This is a genomic window from Agrobacterium sp. CNPSo 3708, from assembly GCF_028674915.1.
In the GTDB taxonomy this organism is placed as follows: domain Bacteria; phylum Pseudomonadota; class Alphaproteobacteria; order Rhizobiales; family Rhizobiaceae; genus Agrobacterium; species Agrobacterium cavarae.
In genome coordinates, this window is the sequence record NZ_JAQZSF010000004.1 from 376,222 (window position 1) to 397,724 (window position 21,503).

Below are 21,503 nucleotides of genomic sequence, written 5' to 3' on the forward strand. Positions count from 1 at the left end.
TGATGTCGTAGAAATTGGCGTGACGGGTACCGGACTGTTCACCACATGGCGCCCGTCCGGTTTTCAGCACCGCTCGACATTTTGAGACATACGGCAGTCATATTGAAAAACATTATTTTGGGCAGAGGCTACCCCCGCACTCTGCCCTGTTTTTTTGGCTCTGTTTTTTGGGCAGTCGACATCCACCAGCCGATCGAGGAGCAAGGCCATCAATCGCAGTGGCGATAACCGGACTTGCGTGTGCGCAGATCGAAGTGAAAGTGGTTCCAGTGGTTGGGGTCGCTTCCCGGTCCGAGCACGGTGGAGAAGTACTTGCAGCTGTCGGAGCGAACGGCCTTCAGCAAGCCTTTCTCACGGAAAGCAAAGAAGCTCTTCTTGCGAACGTCGATTTCCTTGCCGTTCTTCAGCGTGATCGTTCCAATATCGATGGCGTTACCGCGCGCATGCTCAGACCAGGGGTTGCTCGCCCTCGAATTCATCTTGCGGCAGGAGTAACCACCCATCGGCGTGATACGGCCGACGCCGGAAAAGTAACGGAAGCGAGAAGACGGCACGAGTTCGAACTTCACCCATTTGGCGAAGGCGAGTGTCACCTGGCAGTTCAGCTTCACAGCCGGGCGGATCGCAACGCCACTATCGAGACCGCTAAGCTCTATCGGGTAATCGATACCGCAGGTCGGGCCATCGGCAATGCGCGCGACATCGCGGAAGGCGACACCCAATCGGCGAAGCTCTGTGCGACAGGCCACTTCGGAGGGCGGCATCATGCCGGGCGGCTGCGACATACGTCGCTCCTGCGCCGGATTGTCCGGCATCAGCATCGCCACCTCTTCCACGGGCTGCGCCTGACGCTGACCGCTTGGCGGCGGCGGAATGAGGCGGGATTGATTGGCGAGACGACGCGGCGCTGGCGGTGGCTGAGAAGCGGCACTGTCGGGAGCGGACACCTCCATATCCTGCTCCTCCGCAAGGCTCCGCCCCGGCGCCACGCCCAGTCCTGCATCCATGTTCACGCCCTCGTCACCCTCCGCCATCTGCGACGGCATGTGGGCTGACTGCGGCTGAACGGGCGCAAGGCGGCTCGCCTGCGCATCGAGCGTCGAGTAGCCCTGCCCGCCGGAGGCCAAGAGCGGATCACGCGAGACCGGCGCCTCCGGCAGCGGCTGCGACAGGGCGGACTGGTCGTTGAAAGGAAGATCCTGGCTGACAGGTGCGGGTGGCGCACTGTAGTTCTGCCGGCTGGAGGAGCGAATGGAACTGACCCGTGTCGCGCCATCGACCTCAGCGGGGGGCACCAGCCCCTCCGCTGAGCACGACACGATCACCGCCGACATTGTCATCAACGCCGCAAGACGACGCGGAAGGGAAACATACGCCATACCAGAACCTGTACCTTCAGCGACCGCAACACGCGGCGATCAGATCAAATCCTAAAGAAATCTGGTAAACGAACCCTTTGTGCTGACGCAAAGAAAGTGACCGGCAAAGGCTTGTATGTTCTGAAACGAAACAGCAGGCTCCCGAAAACCGCACAGTCGTAGCTGCGACCGAAGCGTTGCATCCACATGCGAAAACGAAAAGGGCGCCGCAAGCGACGCCCCTCTATCGGTATGGAAGCGAGAATCAAGCCGCCCGCGACATCGAGCCTCCAGCAGAAAAGCTTCCAAGCTGGAACCGCGCCAGCAGCGAATGCAGCTTGCGGCTCTCTTCTGCCAGCGTTTCGCTCGCCGCTGTGGTTTCCTCCACCATTGCGGCATTCTGCTGGGTCATCTGGTCCATATGGTTGACGGAAGTGTTGATCTCCTGCAGTCCCGTCGCCTGCTCACGCGCAGCCGTGGCAATCGAGTTCACGTGGCCGTCGACACGGTTGACCAGCGAGACGATCTCCTCCAGCGCCTCCCCGGTGGAACGAACGAGCGTCACACCACCACTCACCTGCTCTGCCGAGCTGTTGATCAGCGTCTTGATTTCCTTTGCAGCATTGGCGGAACGCTGAGCAAGTTCTCGAACCTCCTGCGCCACGACGGCAAAGCCACGACCCGCCTCACCGGCACGTGCGGCTTCGACACCAGCGTTCAAGGCGAGCAGGTTTGTCTGGAAGGCGATTTCATCGATGACGACGATGATCTGGCCGATCTTGCGGGAGGACTCCTCGATCCGGTTCATGGCCTCCACTGCGCTGCGGACGATATCGCCGGAGCGACCCGCACTTTGCTTCGTTTCCGTCACCATCTGCCGCGCCTCGTTTGCGCGCTCGGAGGCTGTGCGAACCGTTGCCGTGATCTCATCGAGTGCAGCTGCCGTCTCTTCCAACGCCGCTGCCTGCTGTTCGGTACGGCGGGAAAGATTACCCGTCGCCTCGCTGATATCGGAGGCGCTGGCGTTGACGACATCGCTGCTGCGCGAGATCGTTGCAATCACGTCCCGAAGGACACCAACAGCGCTGTTGAAGTCGGCGCGCAGCTTGTCATATTCAGCACCCACCTGCCCCACCTGAACGGTAAGATCGCCGCGCCCGAGGTTTTCCATAGCCTGGCCAAGCGAGTCCATAGCCTGGGTCTGGCGCTCGGAGGCGGAACGAAGCACGTCCTCGCTTTCCCGGCGCGTATTCTCGATTGCCTTCTGCTGCTCGGCTTCGCGAAGCTGCAACTGGCTGCGCTCATTGACGGAGTTGCGAAGAACGAGCAGCGTCTTGGCCATGGCGCCGATCTCGTTGCGACGTTCGACGAACGGCACCTCGGCCTCGGCGTTTCCATCCGCGATGCTGGACATGCTCGTCTTCAGCTTGCCGATCGGGCCTGAAACGCTGCGCACGACCGCGGTGGCGACAGCAAGAACGACGAGGGCGCTGATCAGGCAAATGCCGACATAGAGGGTTGCCTCGCGCCAGAACATGGCGTTCAGATCGTCAACATAGACACCTGTGCCGACGATCCAGCCCCAGGGCGCAAAGCCTTCGACATAAGAAAACTTGCCCACGGGATCAGGCGCGCCGGGCTTCGGCCACTGATAATCGACAAAGCCCTTCCCGCTTGCCTTCACGGTATTGACGAACTCGACAAAGAGGAACTTGCCGTTCGGATCCTTGTTTTTTGTCAGATCGACACCGTTCAGCTCCGGCTTCACCGGATGCATGACCATTTTCGGACCCATGTCGTTGATCCAGAAATAGCCGTTGCCATTGTCATAGCGCATCGCCGCAATCGAAGCCTTCGCCTGTTGCTGAGCGACCTCCCGGGTCAGCGTCCCGCTCTGTTCCAGACGATAATATTGATCGAGAATGCCGACAGCCGAATGCGTCAACGCTTCCAGCCCGGCCTTGCGCTCCCTCTCCATCCCGCCATAGCCACCGAACAGGCTTGACGTCAGCGCCGCCGCCAGTATCGCCAGAAACAATGCGACCAGCGCATAAAGCCGCGTGGAAATGGTCAGATGTTTCATACGTCAAATTCCCCCCGAATGTGATCAATTATTGTTAATCTTAAAAAATTGACAAAAACATAAAGTGCACGCAATGGTAGGTGGAAATATAATTTGGAAGGTAACGGCTCAGACAACACATTTGAGATATCGGCGTATTGTTTTTAGTTCGCAGTATCGTGGGGAGTTTGTCTCCTGCAAGCCTAAAAAAAGTTCGCACAGACTACACATCAAGTAATTTCGAATTAAGAAATCAGAATCATGATCTCTGCGCCGAATAAAACGACGAGATCGATATGCCAAAACCTAATTTTCGCTACACCCACTACGATCTCAAGGAGATCCGTACTGGTACCATTATTGAAGTATCTCTCAACGCGGTCGCCAACGTACGCTTGATGACGGCCGGAAATTTCCAAAGATTCACAGAGCTTCTGGATTTCAAATATGTCGGCGGCGTTGCGCGAAAATCACCGCTGCGTCTGGCGATCCCCGAAACCGGCCATTGGCATGTCATCATTGATGGTGAAGGCCACAATGGCTTGGCGGAATCATCTGTGAAGATGCTGCCGGCAAACCCGGCCGCCGCCCAGCGCAAGAGCGCCTGATCAACCGTCCAGCAGGAATGAGAAGCGAAGCGCAGACAGCCAGCCCTAAAGCTGGTTTTGCGCTTCAGCGAGGGTTGCGTTCCCGTCTCAGCTTAGACCACCAATCCAGGCGCTTGCGAATGTCGCGTTCAAAACCCCGGTCGGGCGGATCGTAGAAGGTAGTGCGCCCCATCTTTTCCGGGAAGTAATCCTGGCCTGAGAAGGCATCTGGTTCGTCGTGATCATAGCGATAGCCATCACCATAACCCTCGCCCTTCATCAGCTTGGTCGGCGCATTGAGAATATGCTTGGGAGGCAGGAGCGATCCGTTCTCCTTGGCGGCCCGCATCGCACTCTTGTAGGCTGTGTAGACCGCATTGGATTTCGGCGCCGTCGCCAGATAGACGCATGCCTGCGCCAGCGCCAGTTCCCCTTCCGGCGAGCCGAGATAATCATAGGCATCTTTCGCCGCATTGCAGATGACCAGTGCCTGCGGGTCGGCAAGCCCGATATCCTCGACTGCCATACGCACCAGGCGTCTGCCGAGATAAAGCGGATCTTCGCCCGCATCGAGCATCCGAGCCAGATAATAAAGCGCTGCATCGGGATCGGAGCCGCGCACCGACTTATGTAGCGCCGAGATCAGATTATAATGCCCGTCCTGGCCCTTGTCATAAACCGGCGCCCGACGCTGCACGATGCGGGTCAGCGCTTCCGTATCGAACACCTCGCCTTCGCGCGCCGCACGCCAGACTTCCTCGGCGAGCGTCAGCACGGCGCGACCGTCACCATCGGCCATGCGCAGCAGTGAGAGCTGCGCGTCTTCGTCGAGCGGCAGCGGCTTGGCTTCCGCCTCCTCGGCGCGCTTCAAGAGCTCCATCAGACTTACTTCGTCATGCGGCTTGAAGGTCAGAACGCGGGCACGCGACAGCAAAGCGGCATTCAGTTCGAAGGACGGGTTCTCGGTCGTCGCGCCCACGAGGATGATGGTTCCATCTTCCATCACCGGCAAAAAGCTGTCCTGCTGAGCCCGGTTGAAGCGATGGATTTCGTCGACGAAGAGCAGCGTTTGCCGCCCATTCATCCGCCGCGTCCTCGCAGCCTCGAACACCTTCTTCAGGTCGGCCACGCCGGAGAAGATTGCAGAAATCTGCTCGAAGGCGAGACCTGCTTCACCCGAAAGCAGCCGCGCGACGGTCGTTTTGCCCGTGCCCGGCGGCCCCCAGAAGATCATCGAGCCCAGCGAGCCGCTTTCGATCATGCGGCGCAGAACACCCTCTTCGCCCGTCAGATGCGGCTGACCTGTGACCTGTGCGATCGTAGTCGGCCGCAGCCTGTCTGCCAGAGGCCGCCGGTTGGCGACCTCCGCTGGAACCTGAGGTGCAAAGAGGTCTCCGCTCATCGCAGGAACTGCCGCAGGCGCTGACCATCGCGAATGATCTCAAGACGCCAGAAGCCCGGATCGTCATGCAGCGCTTCCTCCATCTGGGCGCTGGAGGTGATATCGGCGCCGTTCAACGACACGATGATATCCTTTGGCTGGAAGCCGACGCGCGAAGCGGGCGAACCGCGCGCGACATCGACGATCACGACACCGGAGGGTGTTCCGACCATACGCAACTCATCGGCAAGCTTCGGCGAAAGATTGGCAACCGTCGCGCCGGCAAATGGATTGCGACCCTCCAGCAGGCGCTCGTCACGCGGTGCCGTTTCCGGCGCAGTATCGAGCGAGATGGTGACGGTCTTTTCCTTGCCCTTGTCGATCAGTGCGATCTTGGCGGATTTGCCGATACCTGCCGTCGTCAGGCGATAACCCAGCGCATCCGGATGCTCCACCTCGATGCCATTTACGGCAGTGACCACCTGGCCAGGCTCGATGCCCGCCTTTTCCGCAGGACCACCCTTCACAACGCTGACGACGAGTGCGCCGCGCGCGCGCTTTAGCCCAAGAGCTTCCGCGACTTCGGAGGTAACCGGATCGAATGTTGCACCGACATACGGCCGCTGAAAACTCTTGTCGCCCTTTTCAGCCGCGGCCAGGAACACCTTGACCAGGTTCGCAGGGATGGCAAAGCCGATACCGTTGGAGCCACCGCCGCGCGAGAAGATCGCCGTATTGATGCCGATCAGCTCGCCGTTCATGTTCATCAGTGCGCCACCGGAGTTGCCGGGATTGATCGAGGCATCCGTCTGGATGAAGAAGCCGAAATCGCCTTGCGTCACCTGATTGCGCGCCAAGGCTGAGACGATACCGCTGGTGACGGTCTGGCCCACACCGAACGGGTTACCGATGGCAAGCACCAGATCACCCACTTCCGTGGCATCTGAATTGCCGAGCGGCAGCACGGGGAACTGTTCCTTTGCATCGATCTGCAATACGGCGAGATCGACACGGTCGTCCTTCAGGAGAACCTTGGAGGAAAACTCACGGCCATCGGCCAACGCGACCTTGATGTCGTCGGCGCCTTCGATGACGTGGTTGTTCGTCACCACCAGGCCACTGGCCGAAACGATAACGCCGGAGCCCAGCGAAGATTGCTTTTCCGTGCGGTTCGGCAATTGCTGGCCGAAGAATTGTTCGAAGAACGGGTCGCCGGCAAAGGGCGAGGCGCGGCGCTGGACGATACGCTCGGCATAAACGTTCACCACGGCACCGGATGTGCGCTTGACCAGCGGAGCAAAGGACAGCTGCATCTCCATGCGGCTGGCCGGCACCGCTTTAGCGTCCTGCGCCTGCGCACCCAAGGGCGCAAGAAGCAACGCAGCAAGAAAGCCGTGGGCCATGAATTTCAACACGCGCTGCATGTGATTCCTCATCTTCATCAATAGGATGCAGTTATAGCGTCTCAGCCTATAAATCAAAGGGCGGCAATATCATGACGCACGGCTTTACAAGCGAGCGCTTTACTTTCTTTGGAACTGGTTTCGATGTCTGAGAATTGAACCGCCAAGATATGATGAAAGATGAGACAGAAAAATGCAGTTTCGAAAACACGCTCTGGCCCTGTTTATTGTTTGCGCCTCCTATTCGCATGGATCGCCCGTCGGAGCCGCGAGCTTCGATTGCAGCAAGACTGATCTCGCGGCAGATGAGAAGACCATCTGCGAGAACCGCGCCCTGAATGATCAGGACGTGAAAATGGCCACCACCTTCGACATCCTCACTCAGCTCATGGCCATGGGGTCTCGTGATGCACTGAAAACCGAACAGAGCGAATGGCTGAAGCGTCGCCAGACCTGTGAAGCGGATGTCGCCTGCCTTACCAAGGCTTATGACGAGCGCATGGTTAAACTTGGCGAAGCATTCCAGAGCATCAACCGCCCACTCTAACTCGCCGCGATGATATTCGTCATCAAACCTTGCAACGCATCCCGGTAACCCGTGCGCGCCGAGGGCGCATCTTCTCGGGACGTCATGACCACAGAGAGCTTTTTCGACGGCACGATATAGAGCATCTGTCCGCCATAGCCCCAGGCGTAGAATACGTTCTCTCCCGCCATCTCCTTGATGAACCAGCAATAGCCATAACCGTCTCCATTGAACACCGAGTTCGTTCGCTGCGTCCAGGACTGGTCGATCCATGATTGCGAGAGGATGCGCTCGCCATCGGCGGTAACGCCACCACGCCTATACAATTCTCCGAAAGCCAAGAGCGAACGCGCCGTCATCGCCATCTGGTTACCGCCCAGATAAATGCCCTGCGGATCACGTTCCCAGCTGCCGATGGCAAACCCATCGAGCGGTTTGAACCAGTCTCGGGCAAGCGCCAGCGTCGGGCGGCCGGAGGCTTTCGTCAAAATGGCCGAGAGGAGATGCGTTGACGCCGTCGAATAGAGCATGCCACCACCCGGCTCGCCATCGAAGCCCGAGCCGAGGGCTGTGCGTACCCAGTTTCGGCTCGCGACCCAGCGCCCGTAATTTGGACCAGACATGCGTGCGAGACCAGACTGCATCGAAAGCAGATTGCCGATCGTAACACGTTCCAGTCGCGGATCGGAGTTCGCGGGAAAGTCGGCTCTCAGCACGGAGGCGATAGGCTGATCGGTACCCTCTAAAATCTTGCGATCGATTGCCATGCCAACAAGGGCAGAGACGATCGACTTGGACGCGGACTTGATATTGGTCGATCCGTTGAGCGATGAACCATTATAGGCGCGCGAGGCGACTTCCTCGCCATCGAGGCTGACGATCACCGCCTTCAGCGTCTGGAGAGAACCCGCCCCTTCCAGGATGGGATCGAATTCGGCGCTTGTGCCTGACGATTGCGCGCGAACCGCTGTGGCGAAAGGCAGGGAGGCGAGGAGTGCGAGTGCTGTGCGACGTTTCATGTCTACCTAGGTAAGCGCTGCCACGATCAAAGGAAGCAGCATCACCACCTTGTGACTCGCAAAGCGTCGATGGCGAAAATGATTCTGGAAACAATGCGTTTCAGCACTTTCCTGAATCAAAATCTCAACGCCCTGATTCATTTTTTGAAGAAACACGAACGTTATTCCTCATAGATCATCTTCCGGGTCATTCCACCATCCAGCACCAGAACCTGACCCGTCATGAAGCCGGCACCCGCTAGATAGAGCACAGCGTCAGCAATATCCTTCGGCCTGCCAACGCGCCCTACCGGATGCTGCGCATGGTCCTTTTTGCGAAGATCAGTTTCATCGGTCACCCAACCCGGCGCGATCGCATTGACGCGGATCTTTGGCCCGAGACTGACAGCCAGCGCATGGGTGAAGGCAACAAGCCCACCCTTGGACGCGGCATAGGCCTCGGTTTCCGGTTCGGACATGAAGGCGCGCGTCGAGACCATATTAACGATGCTCGCACCCTCGCCCATCAGCGGCACGGCGGACCTTGTCATCAGGAAGGCGCCCGTCAAATGGCTATCGGTGACCTTGCGCCAGTCGGCAAGCGACAGCTCATGGATCGGCCCATTAACCGGGCTTGCAATACCGGCGTTGTTGACGAGCAGTTCAAGCCCTTTCCAACCAAGCTGATCGAAGGCGGCAAGCACTGAGGTCTCATTTCCCACGTCACACAGAATGTTGCGCGCCGCTGTCTTGGTGTCCTTGATATCGAAGCACGCAACGGTCCAGCCGTCGTCCAACAAAGCCTCGATAATTCCCGTTCCGATCAAGCCACCGCCGCCGGTCACAACTGCCCGCTTCATGATTTTCTCCCTAGCAATTCATGCGGCAACGTTTCCGATTGCCGGGTTGTTCCGATGCTGAAACAAGGGTTGCGTCGACGAACGTCTCGCGCATGATGAGGTCGATGAACAAGGTTCGAGACGGCTGTTGGTGAATTCGGCTATTGGCTCGGCCGCAGCGCTTGGGGCAAAGGCTTTGCCACGGAGGCAGCACGTCTTGTCATCAACCATGCTTTCGAGTGCCTAGAGATCGACACGCTTCATGCCAGCCCGATCGCGGACAACAAAGCATCTCGCCATCTGCTGGAGAAGCTGGGGTTTGAAAGGAACGGCGTCGCCAGAGCCTTTTGCTGTCAGCGTAGCAAGGTCGTGCCCCTTATCCGTTACAAGCTTGAGCGGCTGACATGGGAAAACGCTCAAAGCCGCGACCGAAGATGGAGGCGAAGTCTCAGCCCTTATCCAGAATCCGCATGGTGATCGGGACCTGATTCAATTTCATAACCAAACCTCCCAATCCGTTGAAGGAAATGAAAAAACGCCCGCGTCAGGGCGTTTTCCATTTTTACAAGATCATGCTGAGACCGGGAGAAAACTCACTCCGGCAAAATGCGCACCGCACCCTTATCCGCGCTGGATGCAAAGGCGGCATAGGCCTTCAGCGCGGTGGTAACGTTGCGCTTGCGGAATTCCGCCGGCTTCCAGCCAAGCTGATCCTGCTCCGCGCGACGGGCCGCAAGTTCGGCGTCCGAAACCTTGAGGTTGATCGTGCGGTTGGGGATGTCGATCTCGATGAGATCGCCCTGACGCACGAGGCCGATGGCGCCGCCCTGGGCCGCTTCCGGAGAGGCGTGACCGATGGAGAGGCCCGACGTGCCGCCGGAGAAACGACCATCGGTGATCAACGCGCAGGCTTTGCCCAGACCCTTGGATTTCAGATAGCTCGTCGGATAGAGCATTTCCTGCATGCCGGGGCCGCCCTTCGGGCCTTCATAACGGATGACGACGACATCGCCCGCCTTGACCTCGTTGGAGAGAATGCCCTTCACCGCAGCGTCCTGGCTTTCATAGACAACAGCGCTGCCATTGAACTTCAAGATGCTTTCGTCCACGCCCGCGGTCTTTACGATGCAGCCATCCAGCGCGATGTTGCCGTAAAGAACGGCAAGGCCGCCGTCCTTCGAGAAGGGCTTTTCGACTGAGCGGATAACGCCGTTTTCGCTGTCGGTATCGAGATCGTCCCAGCGCGAAGACTGGCTGAAGGCAACCTGGGTGGGCACGCCACCAGGCGCCGCCTTGAAGAACTCGCGCACCGTTTCGGAATTGGTGCGGGTAATATCCCAGCGGTCGATAGCGTCACCCAGCGTGGGCTCATGAACAGTATGGCAATCGCGATTGATGAGGCCGCCACGGTCGAGTTCACCCAGAATACGCATGATGCCGCCGGCGCGGTGCACGTCTTCCATATGCACGTCCTGCTTGGCAGGCGCGACCTTGGAAAGGCAAGGGACCTTGCGCGAAAGCCGGTCGATGTCTTCCATCGTAAATTCGATTCCACCTTCATGCGCCGCTGCCAGAATATGCAGAACCGTATTGGTGGAACCGCCCATGGCGATATCGAGCGACATGGCGTTCTCGAATGCGGCCTTGGAAGCGATGGTGCGCGGCAGCACGGTCTCGTCATCCTGCTCGTAATAGCGACGTGCCAGATCGACGATCAGGTGACCGGCTTCAACGAAGAGACGCTTGCGATCGGAGTGGGTCGCGAGCGTCGAGCCGTTGCCGGGCAGAGAAAGACCAAGCGCCTCCGTCAAGCAGTTCATCGAGTTGGCCGTGAACATGCCCGAGCACGAACCGCAGGTCGGACAGGCCGAGCGCTCGATGATCTTCACGTCTTCATCGGAAACCTTGTCATCGGCAGCAGCAACCATGGCATCGACCAGATCGAGCGCAACGGTCTTGCCATGCAGAACGACCTTACCGGCTTCCATCGGGCCGCCGGAGACGAAGACGGCAGGAATGTTGAGACGCATCGCGGCATTCAGCATGCCGGGCGTGATCTTGTCGCAGTTGGAGATGCAAACCATGGCATCGGCGCAATGCGCATTGACCATATATTCGACGGAGTCCGCGATGATCTCGCGCGACGGTAGCGAATAGAGCATGCCATCGTGACCCATGGCGATACCATCATCCACGGCGATCGTATTGAATTCCTTGGCAACGCCGCCCGCCGCCTCGATCTCGCGCGCGACGAGCTGGCCGAGATCCTTCAGGTGAACGTGACCAGGCACGAACTGCGTGAAGGAGTTCACCACCGCAATGATCGGCTTACCGAAATCGCCATCCTTCATACCGGTGGCGCGCCAAAGGCCACGCGCACCCGCCATGTTGCGGCCATGGGTTGTCGTTCTGGAGCGATAGACAGGCATCTCGTTATTCCTCGGTTCTCTCAAACTCGCGGGCATATCTCCCAGGCACATCAACGCGCCCTGCCCGCTTAAAATCTGACGCGTCTTCTACTCCATTCGCAAACTCCTGTCACTGTCACCTTGCGGCAAAACAGTACGGTGCGGTACGGTACGCCAATTCATTTGTTTCTCACCTGTACTGAGGGTGATACGATGCGTGACACGCATAGGTGCCAGTTGACGCGACTGTCTGTGAGGACGATCCAAGGTTGGAGATTTCAATGATCGTAATGCTTCTGCGGACACTCAGAATAGCGCCAGCATCGTTGTTGGCATTGACCTGCATGTCCCAGGCAGCCGAAGTAAAAGTCCAACAGGTTCGGGTAGCAGTTCTCCTTGACGCGTCCAAGGAGCCGCTCATCGCGACAGCAGCCTGCGAAAGCGGCAGGAACTGCGCCATCATTTCGGAACCAAAGCTCGGCATTACGGTGGGTATCGAGTTAGGTCAGGCAAACGGTATCTACCCAAACACACTGACCGTTGCCTGCGCCTCGCCCTGCTCGTTCCATACAGGTCAAGCGCGTATCACCTTTAGGGGCCAGGAAACCTTCAATCTTTTCGAGGGCGAGTCGCCGAGCGTCATGCACTATCTCGTCCAGCGCCCAAGGAAAAAAATCGGCGAAATCTCCGTCATTACAGTACCCAGCGAACCAATCCTTCGTCCACCTATCTGACCAGAATGTAGAACTTGTTTTACAAAGAAGGGCGCTCGCTCGTCATAGCAGACGAACATATTGCACCACGCTTTCACTTTCGCGCGATTAAGTGAACCGACGCCTGTTGTTTGCCGTAAACCAGGATCATATCATATGGACTTGCCTCATCATGCACGTCCGGTGCAGCACCTGTTTCTCAGGAGATTTCGATGCCCGTCTATCGCCCACCCCGTATCGCCTCCAGCGAAATCACGCCGCGCGATGTTTATCTCTCCAGGCGTCGCTTTCTCGGCACGGCGGCGGGGCTCGCGGCCATCGGGCTGACGGGTCGCGAAGCGGTCGCGGCGCCACTGACGGCAAAGCCGGGCGCCTATAAGCTGGATGAGCAACTGACGCCGCTTGATGCCGTCACCAGCTACAACAACTTCTATGAATTCGGCGTCGGCAAATCCGACCCGAAAGAAAACTCCGGAAAGTTCAAACCGACGCCCTGGACCGTGAAGGTCGACGGTCTCGTCGGCAAGCCGAGAGAGTTCGGGCTTGAAGAGTTGATGAAGTTCGATCTTGAGGAGCGCCCTTACCGCATGCGCTGCGTCGAAGGCTGGTCGATGGCGATCCCATGGATCGGCTTTCCGCTGGCAAGCCTTCTCGACAAGGTAGAGCCACTCGGCAGTGCGAAATTTGTCTCCTTCGAGACCGTCGTTCGCCCCGATGAGATGCCGGGTCAAAGCGGGCTTTTCCAGCCGCTCAACTGGCCCTATGTCGAAGGCCTGCGCCTCGACGAGGCCCGTCATCCACTGACGATCCTGGCTGTCGGCCTCTATGGCGAGACCCTACCGAACCAGAACGGCGCGCCGATCCGCCTCGTGGTTCCTTGGAAATACGGCTTCAAGGGCATCAAGTCGATCGTCCGCATTTCGCTGGTCGAGAAACAGCCCGAAACCACGTGGAAAAACTCCAACGCGCGGGAATACGGCTTCTATTCCAACGTCAATCCTAACGTCGATCATCCCCGCTGGAGCCAGGCCACGGAGCAGCGCATCGGCGAAGGCGGCTTCTTCAGCGTCAAGAACCGGCCGACGCTGATGTTCAACGGCTATGAAGACGTTGCTAGCCTCTATACCGGCCTGGACTTGAAGGCGAATTATTGACATGGCATTCGCCCTGCCCCTGCCTTCCTTGCCCAAACGCTACCAGCCCGCCGCCATCTGGGCACTCTACATCCTCGGCCTCTGTCCCGGCCTGTGGTATTTTTACCTGGCCGCGACAGGTGGGCTTGGATTTAATCCCGTCAAGGATTTCGAGCATCTGCTGGGCATCTGGGCTCTGCGCTTCCTCTGCCTTGGGCTGCTGGTGACCCCACTGCGCGATCTGTTCAACATCAACCTGATTGCCTATCGACGCGCCCTCGGCCTCTTGGCCTTCTATTATGTGCTGGCGCATTTTGCGGTCTATTTGACGCTCGATCGCGGTCTGGTCTTCAGCTCCATCATCGGCGATGTTCTGAGACGCCCCTACATCATGTTCGGCATGGCGGGACTGGCAATGCTTCTGCCCCTGGCATTGACCTCGAACCGCTGGTCGATCCGCAACCTCGGCTCGCGATGGAACACGCTCCATAAGCTCGCCTATCCGGTGCTCATCGTCGCCGTTCTTCACTTCGTTCTGGCGCGCAAGAGCCTGACGCTGGAACCGGCCTTCTACATCACCCTCACGATCCTGCTCCTCGGCTATCGCCTGATCCGGCCAACCATCATGGCGCGGCGCAGAGCCCGCAGAGCCGCTACCGCTTCGCGACCTGCAGCGTGATCGCGGCAGCCATTCCGATACCGGCGAAATAGCAAAGGATATTCCACGGCGAGAACACGCGGCCGAGCAGCAAGGTGCCGGTCGCCGTGTCGCGGAATGTATCCAGCGCCGGGAAATGCACCAATCTCAACAACTCCACAGCGATAGCGAAGCAGCACGTGGCGGCGATGATGAAAAGCTGCGTCCTGTGGTTCACGAATAGCAGCGCCGCCAGAAGATAGACCATCGCGCCCCACAACACCGAACCGCCATATTTGACGATGAGGAATGGCAGTCCGATCATGTATCCGTAACGACGCAGCGCCAGTCCCGCCAGAATGACGAGGATGAGGCCTGACAGGATCAGCACTCGGGACGCATAAAATTTGCCGCTATCGATCATCATCATCCTGCCTTACGTCGATTCCCTCACCCATTTCGCGACGCCGGTAAACAGGAGCATAGACCTTGGTATCCGATACAATGTTCCCGGCAACCCGTCTGTCATTCCTGGATCATTATCTTTGTGACGCGCGGCCTTGGGGAGGCTTGAGCGGCATCAGGCGCTTTGCCGTTGAATTCCTCTACTTCGGTATCAAGAATGCCAGAGCCTGCCTATTTGCCGGGCTGTTCTTCCTGTCCATCTTTCTGGTGCCGCGTGCCGGCCTCTTCGGTCTGCCGCGCTACGACGTTCTTCTCGTCATTGCGTTGACGATCCAGATCTTCATGATCTGGAGCAAGCTCGAGACGCTCGATGAGGCGAAAGCGATCTTCCTGTTTCACATCGTCGGCTTCGCGCTGGAATTGTTCAAGACATCCGGCGCCATCCAGTCATGGTCCTACCAAGACTTCGCTTACAGCAAAGTCTTAGGTGTGCCTCTGTTTTCCGGCTTTATGTACGCGGCCGTCGGCAGCTACATCATTCAAGCGTGGCGGCTATTCGATTTGAGAATTCGCCATCATCCGCCTTACTGGATGGCAACGCTGATCGCGCTTGCGATCTACGCCAACTTCTTCACCCATCACTATATTGGCGACTATCGCTGGTACATCGCCGCCTGCGCGCTGGGCCTTTATGCCCGCACCACAGTGACCTACCGCCCTTATGACAGGGATCGGGAGATGCCACTGCTTCTTTCCTTCATCCTCATCGGCTTCTTCGTTTGGCTGGCGGAAAACATCTCTACCTTCTTTGCCATCTGGAGCTACCCCAACCAACTCGGCGCATGGTCCGCAGTGAGCCTCGGCAAATGGAGTTCGTGGTCGCTGCTCGTCATCATGACTTTCACCATCGTCTGCCATTTGAAGCATATCAAACACAGAATCTTCATCCCGGAGTAGAGGCAGACTACAAACACACCTAAAGGTTTTGTTTCACTCCGAAAAATCGTACGAGAAACCATAATTTACAGACCTTCAGATGAGGCCTATCTTCAAGTCTTATGCCGGATACGGCCGCCGACATGACGTCGTGAAGATCTGCGTGATGACCACGAAACGTTCTGCCTCTCTTGAAAGGAACCGGCGTTGCGTATTGGTATCTTCATTCTTCTGGCAAGCCTGTCCAGCGCTCCGGCTTTAGCCGCCTCCACCGCCAAGCCTGGCCCCTCCCAGACGGATTACATGTTCCAGTGTGGAGCGACCTTCATCATCAACGCCCACGCGTTGCAGGATGGTCCAAAATCCGCCAAGGCGAGAGCGCAGGCGCAGGCTTACGAAAGCAGGTTCAACAGACTCGCTGCGATGGCGGAAGCGTCTTTCGAAGAGAACAGAATGTCGAAGTCGGAAGCCCGGACCTACCTGCAGAAGCACGTCGACACGATGTCCGCGATCTTTGCCAAAGACCCCGACTCCATGAAGCGCTTCGTCACCCTTTGCGACGCGCGTTTCCCAGAAAAACAGTAGGCCGGTCAAAGCCTCTCATGGACGGACGCCGGGGTATCTCGCAATGGCGTCATGCGCACAACGAAGGTGCGCTGCATGAGCAACAGCCACAGGTGTTTGCTGCGTTATCCCCTAGCAGCAACGAGCAAAACTGATAGCGAGAGGCGTCAGACTACACCCGCCGACGTCGCTTGACCGTCTGGCCCGAGAAAACCACGCACCGAAAACATTGATCGGCATTTTCGACTACTATTGGGCAAGAAAGCCGCGACGCTTCAAAGTGTCCCTGCACTAGCTTGTGTCGGCCGATACAAACCGCGTTGGTGTCACAGTGCTGGCCACACCGCGACTTGAGACATCAATGCATGAACCAGGAGGTTCTGACAGCATCGGCCCGAAAATCGAAATCGATTCTCGCAAAGCACGATGCGTAGATCAAAGAAGATGAAGCATCCTCTGTGCGTTCAATAGAGACGCACGGCGCGCTAGACATTTCGACACCGGTCATCCAACCGCTTCCCCATCGTGCCGGACCGCTTCACCCGCCCGACCATGCAAGAAGGCAAAGAAGCCGGGTGATCGCTCACCCGGCTTCTCAAGTCTTGATGCTTAAGCGCGAGGCTTATGCAGCTTCGGCAGCAGCCGTCTCAGCAGCAACGCGAGCCTTGTCGGCTGCGCCCTTGGCGTCGACGTCGCGCTCGACGAATTCAACGACAGCCATAGCCGCGTTGTCGCCCTGACGGAAGCCAGCCTTCATGATGCGGATGTAGCCGCCGTTACGGTTTGCGTAACGAGCTGCAATCGCGTCGAAGAGCTTACGGACAGCGTCCTGGTCCTTGATCTGCGAGATGGCCTGACGACGAGCGTGCAGGTCACCACGCTTGCCGAGCGTGACCAGCTTTTCTACGATCGGGCGAATTTCCTTCGCCTTCGGCAGAGTGGTGACGATCTGCTCATGGGTGATGAGCGAAGCAGCCATGTTGGCAAACATTGCCTTGCGGTGGCTGGCGGTTCTATTGAGCTTGCGGCCTGAATTTCCGTGGCGCATTGCTATTCTCCTTTAGTGCAGGTTCCCTATCCGGTCCTGCCGTTTCCTGGCACATGCAGACGACTGGTCTGCTGTTTGACGGGGAAAGGCAGTCTTTGAGGGCCTGCCTTTTCTTTGTTAGTACTGGTCTTCGTAACGCTTAGCGAGATCTTCGATGTTCTCTGGTGGCCATGCGGGCACTTCCATGCCGAGATGCAGACCCATGGAAGCGAGAACTTCCTTGATTTCGTTGAGCGACTTGCGACCGAAGTTCGGCGTGCGAAGCATTTCGGCTTCGGTCTTCTGGATCAGGTCGCCGATATAGACGATGTTGTCGTTCTTCAGGCAGTTTGCCGAACGAACGGACAGCTCGAGCTCGTCGACCTTCTTGAGAAGTGCCGGGTTGAACGCCAGTTCCGTAACCGATTCTTCTTCTGCTTCCTTCTGCGGCTCGTCGAAGTTGACGAACACGCCAAGTTGGTCCTGAAGAATACGAGCGGCGAAGGCAACGGCGTCTTCGCCGGAAACCGAACCGTTGGTCTCAATCGTCATGATCAGCTTGTCATAGTCGAGAACCTGACCTTCACGGGTGTTTTCCACCTTGTAGGACACTTTCTTGACCGGAGAATAAAGGCTGTCCACAGGGATGAGGCCGATCGGGGCATCTTCCGCGCGGTTACGCTCTGCAGGCACATAGCCCTTGCCGTTGTTGACGGTGAATTCCATGCGGATTTCAGCGCCATCGTCGAGCGTGCAGATAACATGGTCGGGGTTCAGGATCTCGATGTCGCCAACCGTCTGGATATCGCCAGCGGTAACGGCACCAGGGCCCTGCTTGCGCACGACCATGCGCTTGGAGTCATCGCCGTCCATCTTGATGGCGATTTCCTTGATGTTGAGCACGATATCCGTCACATCTTCCCGAACGCCGGGGATGGAGGAGAACTCGTGCAGGACGCCGTCGATCTGCACGGCAGTAACAGCGGCGCCACGCAGAGACGACAGGAGCACGCGACGCAGCGCGTTGCCGAGCGTCAGACCGAAACCACGCTCCAGCGGCTCAGCAACAAGCGTTGCCTTGGTGCGGCTGGAGGACGTGAACTCGACCTTGTTCGGCTTGATCAGTTCCTGCCAATTCTTTTGAATCATCTTTAAACCTTCCGTTCGCCGCCACCATCCAATCGTGGCGGACCGAGCATGATCACCGAGAGGAACCGCAAAGGTTCATCGGAGGGTTTCAAGCGTAAGCACACCGGCCACGCCGGCAACCACACGCCGATTACGCGAAAATTCCGCCAGACCGATGGAAAGGCGGAACCTCCAGACAGAACGCGTTAGACGCGGCGCTTCTTGCGCGGGCGGCAACCGTTGTGCGGGATCGGCGTCACGTCGCGGATGGAAGTGATGAGGAAACCGGCAGCCTGCAGAGCGCGAAGTGCGGACTCACGACCCGAACCCGGACCGCAAACCTCGACCTCAAGCGACTTCATGCCATGTTCCTGAGCCTTCTTGGCGCAATCTTCAGCAGCGATCTGGGCAGCGAACGGGGTCGACTTACGCGAACCCTTGAAGCCCTTGGCACCGGCAGACGACCAGGCAATCGCGTTGCCCTGTGCGTCGGTGATGGTGATCATCGTGTTGTTGAAGGTCGAGTTGACGTGCGCTACACCCGACGTGATATTTTTGCGTTCGCGACGGCGTACGCGTGCGGCTTCCTTGGCCATGATAGTCCTTTCATTGATCTCTTCACCGCCGTAACACCAGCGGCTACACCGGCGCGCCACCCGCTTGCGAGCATTGCGCCAAACTCAGAAAGGCTGGCGCGGTTCGCACCAGCCTCCTCTTCCGCATAAACGGAAAATTACTTCTTCTTGCCCGCGATGGCCTTCGCTGGACCCTTACGGGTACGAGCGTTGGTGTGCGTGCGCTGACCGCGAACCGGAAGGCCACGGCGGTGGCGCAGGCCACGGTAGCAACCGAGGTCCATGAGGCGCTTGATGTTCATCGCGGTTTCGCGACGAAGATCGCCTTCGACCTGGTAATCGCGGTCGATGGTTTCGCGGATCTGAAGGACTTCAGCGTCCGTCAGCTGATGAACGCGCTTATCGGCCGAGAGACCAACCTTGTTCATGATTTCCTGCGCGAATTTCGGACCGATCCCGTGAATATAGGTCAAAGCGATAACAACGCGCTTAGCCGTCGGGATGTTGACGCCAGCGATACGTGCCACGTCTATTCTCCTTGCGTTCCAGTTGCCATCCGGCAAGTGGTGCTTCCATTTGAGCGGCACGATGCTGCCGCCAGTTCAAATTCCTGTTCGTCACAAGTCAAAACGACCGAACCCGGACTTTCCTTCCCTAAAGGAAAATCCGCGCCAGTCGCTTGGGTTGTCGCGAGTTGGCGCGGTGTTTAACGGAATCGGTTGAAAAAAGCAACCGGCCCCGCCAAGATTCTTTAGATCCGTGCAGCAGAGGCCGCCGGGCTGTTGTCTTTTTCCAAGGCGCCAGCGATTGCGGCAGTCACCGCATCCACATCGGCCATCCCGTCCAGCACGACGAGCTCGCCCTGCTCACGGTAGTATTCGGAGAGCGGCGCTGTCTTCTCACGATACTCGGAGAGGCGCTTGCGGAAGGCTTCCGGATTGTCGTCCGAGCGAACGGTTCCGCCAGCAGCGATCGTCTCAGCCACACGATTTTCGATTCGACGCACAAGCGCCTCTTCGTCGACCTTGAGCTCGATGACCGCATCCAGCTGAATGTTCTTCTGCTGAAGATTCTCGCTCAGAGCCTTGGCCTGCGGTACCGTCCGCGGGTAGCCATCGAGAATGAAGCCGTTCGCACAGTCAGCCTGCTCGATCCGTTCGGACACGATCTGGTTGACGATATCGTCCGACACGAGACCACCGGCATCCATCACCGCCTTGGCGCGCTTGCCGATGTCCGTTCCAGCAGTCACAGCCGCACGCAGCATATCGCCGGTGGAAAGCTGCGGAATGCCGTACTTGTCCGTCAGACGCTTGGCCTGTGTTCCCTTGCCTGCACCTGGCGGTCCCAAAAATATCAGTCTCATCGTCCCCTCTTTCCTCCACGCAGTTTCGATTTCTTGATCAGCCCCTCATATTGCTGAGCAATCAGGTGGCCCTGGATTTGCGCAACAGTATCCAGAGTTACACTGACTACGATCAAAAGCGAAGTACCACCAAGGGCTAACGGTATGCCTGTACGGGCAATAAGTGTCTCAGGAAGGATACAGACGAAGACAAGATAAATCGCGCCGACAACCGTGATGCGTGTCAACACATAGTCAATGTACTCTGCGGTGCGCTCGCCGGGACGAATGCCGGGAATGAAGCCGCCATGCTTCTTCAGATTATCCGCCGTGTCCTTTGGATTGAACACGATCGCCGTATAGAAGAAGGCAAAGAACGCAATCAGCAGGCCGTAGAACAGCATGAAGAGCGGCTGGCCATGCTGGAGAGACGCAATGATCGTCGTCGCCCAGGAAGGAAGGTTCGTGCTGTTGGTAAAGCCTGCAGCCGTTGCCGGCAGGAGCAGCAGCGAGGACGCGAAGATCGCAGGGATAACACCCGCAGTGTTCAGCTTCAGCGGCAGGTGCGAGGTGTCGCCCTGGAACATGCGGTTGCCGACCTGACGCTTCGGATACTGGATCAGAAGACGGCGCTGGGCGCGTTCGACGAAGACGATCAGCGCGATCACCAGGATGGCGACGATGACGACAGTGAGAATCAGCGTCGTGGACAGCGCTCCTGTGCGGCCAAGCTCCAGCGTACCGGCCAGAGCCTTCGGCAGACCAGCAGCGATACCCGCAAAGATAATTAGCGAAATACCGTTGCCGATACCGCGCGAGGTGATCTGCTCGCCAAGCCACATCAGGAACATCGTGCCGCCAAGCAGCGTGAGGACGGTGGAGACGCGGAAGAACAGACCTGGGTCGACAACGAGGCCAGCACCGCTCTCGAGCCCGACGGAAATGCCGTAGGCCTGCAGCGTACCCAGCAGCACAGTGCCGTAGCGGGTGTACTGGTTGATGATCTTGCGGCCTGCTTCGCCTTCCTTTTTCAAGGATTCCAGCGACGGCACGACCGATGTCATCAGCTGAACGATGATCGAAGCGGAGATGTAAGGCATGATGCCGAGCGCGAAGATCGCCATGCGCTCGACAGCGCCGCCCGCAAACATGTTGAAGAGACCGAGAATGCCGTTCGCCTGACCGCGAAATGCCTGGGCATAGGCTTCCGGGTTCAGACCGGGAAGCGGAATATGCGTGCCGAGGCGATAGACGAGAAGTGCGGCAAGGGTAAACCAGAGGCGCTTTTTCAGATCTTCAGCCTTGGCGAAGGTCGAAAAATTCAGGTTTGAGGCCAGTTGTTCCGCTGCTGAAGCCATAAATTTCTCCGCATGACCCTATCCAGCAGCACGGTGAACGGCGTCTCCGGCAGGGTCCATAAAGATACTGGTTCAAAAACCGGGCTTCGGACGGAAAGCGACTGTAACGTCGCAATCATG

The 21,503-nt window shown here is 58.0% G+C and carries 21 protein-coding genes and 1 pseudogene; 8 read left to right on the top strand and 14 right to left on the bottom strand.

Annotated features, from left to right (window positions below):
• Positions 1 to 209 precede the first annotated feature (209 nt).
• Both PVA19_RS11730 and PVA19_RS11735 read right to left on the bottom strand, forming a co-directional pair.
• Complete coding sequence (locus PVA19_RS11730) at positions 210 to 1,379, bottom strand: extensin-like domain-containing protein (RefSeq protein ID WP_274102534.1); 1,170 nt, start codon at positions 1,377 to 1,379, stop codon at positions 210 to 212.
• Positions 1,380 to 1,623: 244 nt separating this feature from the next.
• On the bottom strand, positions 1,624 to 3,441 hold the full coding sequence (locus PVA19_RS11735) for a methyl-accepting chemotaxis protein (RefSeq protein WP_274102535.1): 1,818 nt from the start codon (positions 3,439 to 3,441) through the stop codon (positions 1,624 to 1,626).
• Positions 3,442 to 3,716: 275 nt separating this feature from the next.
• On the opposite strand from PVA19_RS11735, the gene PVA19_RS11740 reads away from it, so the two are divergent.
• Positions 3,717 to 4,028 carry a DUF1883 domain-containing protein gene (locus PVA19_RS11740; protein WP_116493833.1) on the top strand — a complete coding sequence of 104 codons (312 nt, stop codon included), beginning with the start codon at positions 3,717 to 3,719 and terminating at the stop codon, positions 4,026 to 4,028.
• 64 nt (positions 4,029 to 4,092) lie between these two features.
• Here PVA19_RS11740 and PVA19_RS11745 read toward each other — a convergent pair whose 3' ends face one another.
• Together PVA19_RS11745 and PVA19_RS11750 are read right to left on the bottom strand one after the other, a co-directional pair.
• Positions 4,093 to 5,409: a replication-associated recombination protein A gene (locus PVA19_RS11745; RefSeq protein ID WP_274102536.1), complete on the bottom strand. Its 1,317-nt coding sequence runs from the start codon at positions 5,407 to 5,409 to the stop codon at positions 4,093 to 4,095.
• Positions 5,406 to 6,812, bottom strand: coding sequence for a DegQ family serine endoprotease (locus tag PVA19_RS11750; RefSeq protein ID WP_274102537.1), 1,407 nt, complete (start codon positions 6,810 to 6,812; stop codon positions 5,406 to 5,408). The genes PVA19_RS11745 and PVA19_RS11750 overlap by 4 nt, the downstream gene beginning before the upstream one ends.
• A gap of 172 nt (positions 6,813 to 6,984) precedes the next feature.
• Here PVA19_RS11750 and PVA19_RS11755 point away from each other — a divergent pair, with 172 nt between their 5' ends.
• Positions 6,985 to 7,338: a lysozyme inhibitor LprI family protein gene (locus tag PVA19_RS11755; RefSeq protein WP_062440774.1), complete on the top strand. Its 354-nt coding sequence runs from the start codon at positions 6,985 to 6,987 to the stop codon at positions 7,336 to 7,338.
• On the opposite strand, the gene PVA19_RS11760 is transcribed toward PVA19_RS11755, so the two are convergent.
• A complete protein-coding gene (locus PVA19_RS11760; protein WP_274102538.1) occupies positions 7,335 to 8,336 on the bottom strand; it encodes a serine hydrolase domain-containing protein in 1,002 nt (333 codons plus the stop codon). The genes PVA19_RS11755 and PVA19_RS11760 overlap by 4 nt on opposite strands.
• Positions 8,337 to 8,497: 161 nt before the next feature.
• Entirely contained in the window at positions 8,498 to 9,175 is a 678-nt protein-coding gene (locus tag PVA19_RS11765; RefSeq protein WP_274102539.1) for an SDR family oxidoreductase, read from the bottom strand.
• Between the two features lie 141 nt (positions 9,176 to 9,316).
• Between PVA19_RS11765 and PVA19_RS22420 the strand changes: the two are divergent.
• Positions 9,317 to 9,631: pseudogene (locus PVA19_RS22420) on the top strand (GNAT family N-acetyltransferase); the annotation flags it as partial.
• Positions 9,632 to 9,747: 116 nt separating this feature from the next.
• Here PVA19_RS22420 and ilvD read toward each other — a convergent pair.
• Positions 9,748 to 11,583 carry a dihydroxy-acid dehydratase gene (gene ilvD, locus PVA19_RS11770; protein WP_062427511.1) on the bottom strand — a complete coding sequence of 612 codons (1,836 nt, stop codon included), beginning with the start codon at positions 11,581 to 11,583 and terminating at the stop codon, positions 9,748 to 9,750.
• Between the two features lie 260 nt (positions 11,584 to 11,843).
• Here ilvD and PVA19_RS11775 point away from each other — a divergent pair, with 260 nt between their 5' ends.
• The 3 genes from PVA19_RS11775 to msrQ all read left to right on the top strand — a co-directional run bounded on the left by PVA19_RS11775 (position 11,844) and on the right by msrQ (position 14,087).
• Positions 11,844 to 12,296, top strand: a complete 453-nt coding sequence (locus tag PVA19_RS11775) for a hypothetical protein (protein WP_274102540.1) — start codon at positions 11,844 to 11,846, stop codon at positions 12,294 to 12,296.
• A 191-nt stretch (positions 12,297 to 12,487) separates the two neighbouring features.
• A complete protein-coding gene (gene msrP / locus PVA19_RS11780) occupies positions 12,488 to 13,429 on the top strand; it encodes a protein-methionine-sulfoxide reductase catalytic subunit MsrP (RefSeq protein WP_113179761.1) in 942 nt (313 codons plus the stop codon).
• Between the two features lies 1 nt (position 13,430).
• A complete protein-coding gene (gene msrQ, locus PVA19_RS11785) occupies positions 13,431 to 14,087 on the top strand; it encodes a protein-methionine-sulfoxide reductase heme-binding subunit MsrQ (protein WP_274102541.1) in 657 nt (218 codons plus the stop codon).
• Here the strand turns inward: msrQ and PVA19_RS11790 are convergent.
• Complete coding sequence (locus PVA19_RS11790) at positions 14,062 to 14,469, bottom strand: DUF2809 domain-containing protein (protein ID WP_440598713.1); 408 nt, start codon at positions 14,467 to 14,469, stop codon at positions 14,062 to 14,064. The two genes, msrQ and PVA19_RS11790, sit on opposite strands and share 26 nt — an antisense overlap.
• Before the next feature lie 80 nt (positions 14,470 to 14,549).
• Here PVA19_RS11790 and PVA19_RS11795 point away from each other — a divergent pair, with 80 nt between their 5' ends.
• Positions 14,550 to 15,407, top strand: coding sequence for a DUF817 domain-containing protein (locus PVA19_RS11795; protein ID WP_274102604.1), 858 nt, complete (start codon positions 14,550 to 14,552; stop codon positions 15,405 to 15,407).
• Positions 15,408 to 15,593: 186 nt separating this feature from the next.
• Positions 15,594 to 15,971: a hypothetical protein gene (locus PVA19_RS11800; protein ID WP_274102543.1), complete on the top strand. Its 378-nt coding sequence runs from the start codon at positions 15,594 to 15,596 to the stop codon at positions 15,969 to 15,971.
• Between the two features lie 601 nt (positions 15,972 to 16,572).
• Here the strand turns inward: PVA19_RS11800 and rplQ are convergent.
• The 6 genes from rplQ to secY all read right to left on the bottom strand — a co-directional run bounded on the left by rplQ (position 16,573) and on the right by secY (position 21,383).
• Complete coding sequence (rplQ, locus tag PVA19_RS11805; protein ID WP_062427518.1) at positions 16,573 to 16,998, bottom strand: 50S ribosomal protein L17; 426 nt, start codon at positions 16,996 to 16,998, stop codon at positions 16,573 to 16,575.
• Between the two features lie 117 nt (positions 16,999 to 17,115).
• Positions 17,116 to 18,126, bottom strand: coding sequence for a DNA-directed RNA polymerase subunit alpha (locus PVA19_RS11810; RefSeq protein ID WP_003495228.1), 1,011 nt, complete (start codon positions 18,124 to 18,126; stop codon positions 17,116 to 17,118).
• Between the two features lie 185 nt (positions 18,127 to 18,311).
• Complete coding sequence (gene rpsK, locus PVA19_RS11815; RefSeq protein ID WP_062427519.1) at positions 18,312 to 18,701, bottom strand: 30S ribosomal protein S11; 390 nt, start codon at positions 18,699 to 18,701, stop codon at positions 18,312 to 18,314.
• 137 nt (positions 18,702 to 18,838) lie between these two features.
• Positions 18,839 to 19,207, bottom strand: a complete 369-nt coding sequence (gene rpsM / locus PVA19_RS11820; protein WP_062427520.1) for a 30S ribosomal protein S13 — start codon at positions 19,205 to 19,207, stop codon at positions 18,839 to 18,841.
• Positions 19,208 to 19,431: 224 nt separating this feature from the next.
• The gene (locus PVA19_RS11825) at positions 19,432 to 20,046 is read right to left on the bottom strand and encodes an adenylate kinase (protein WP_062427521.1); all 615 of its coding nucleotides are present in this window, start codon (positions 20,044 to 20,046) and stop codon (positions 19,432 to 19,434) included.
• Positions 20,043 to 21,383, bottom strand: coding sequence for a preprotein translocase subunit SecY (secY, locus tag PVA19_RS11830; RefSeq protein WP_062427522.1), 1,341 nt, complete (start codon positions 21,381 to 21,383; stop codon positions 20,043 to 20,045). Before secY ends, PVA19_RS11825 begins: the two co-directional genes overlap by 4 nt.
• Positions 21,384 to 21,503 lie beyond the last annotated feature (120 nt).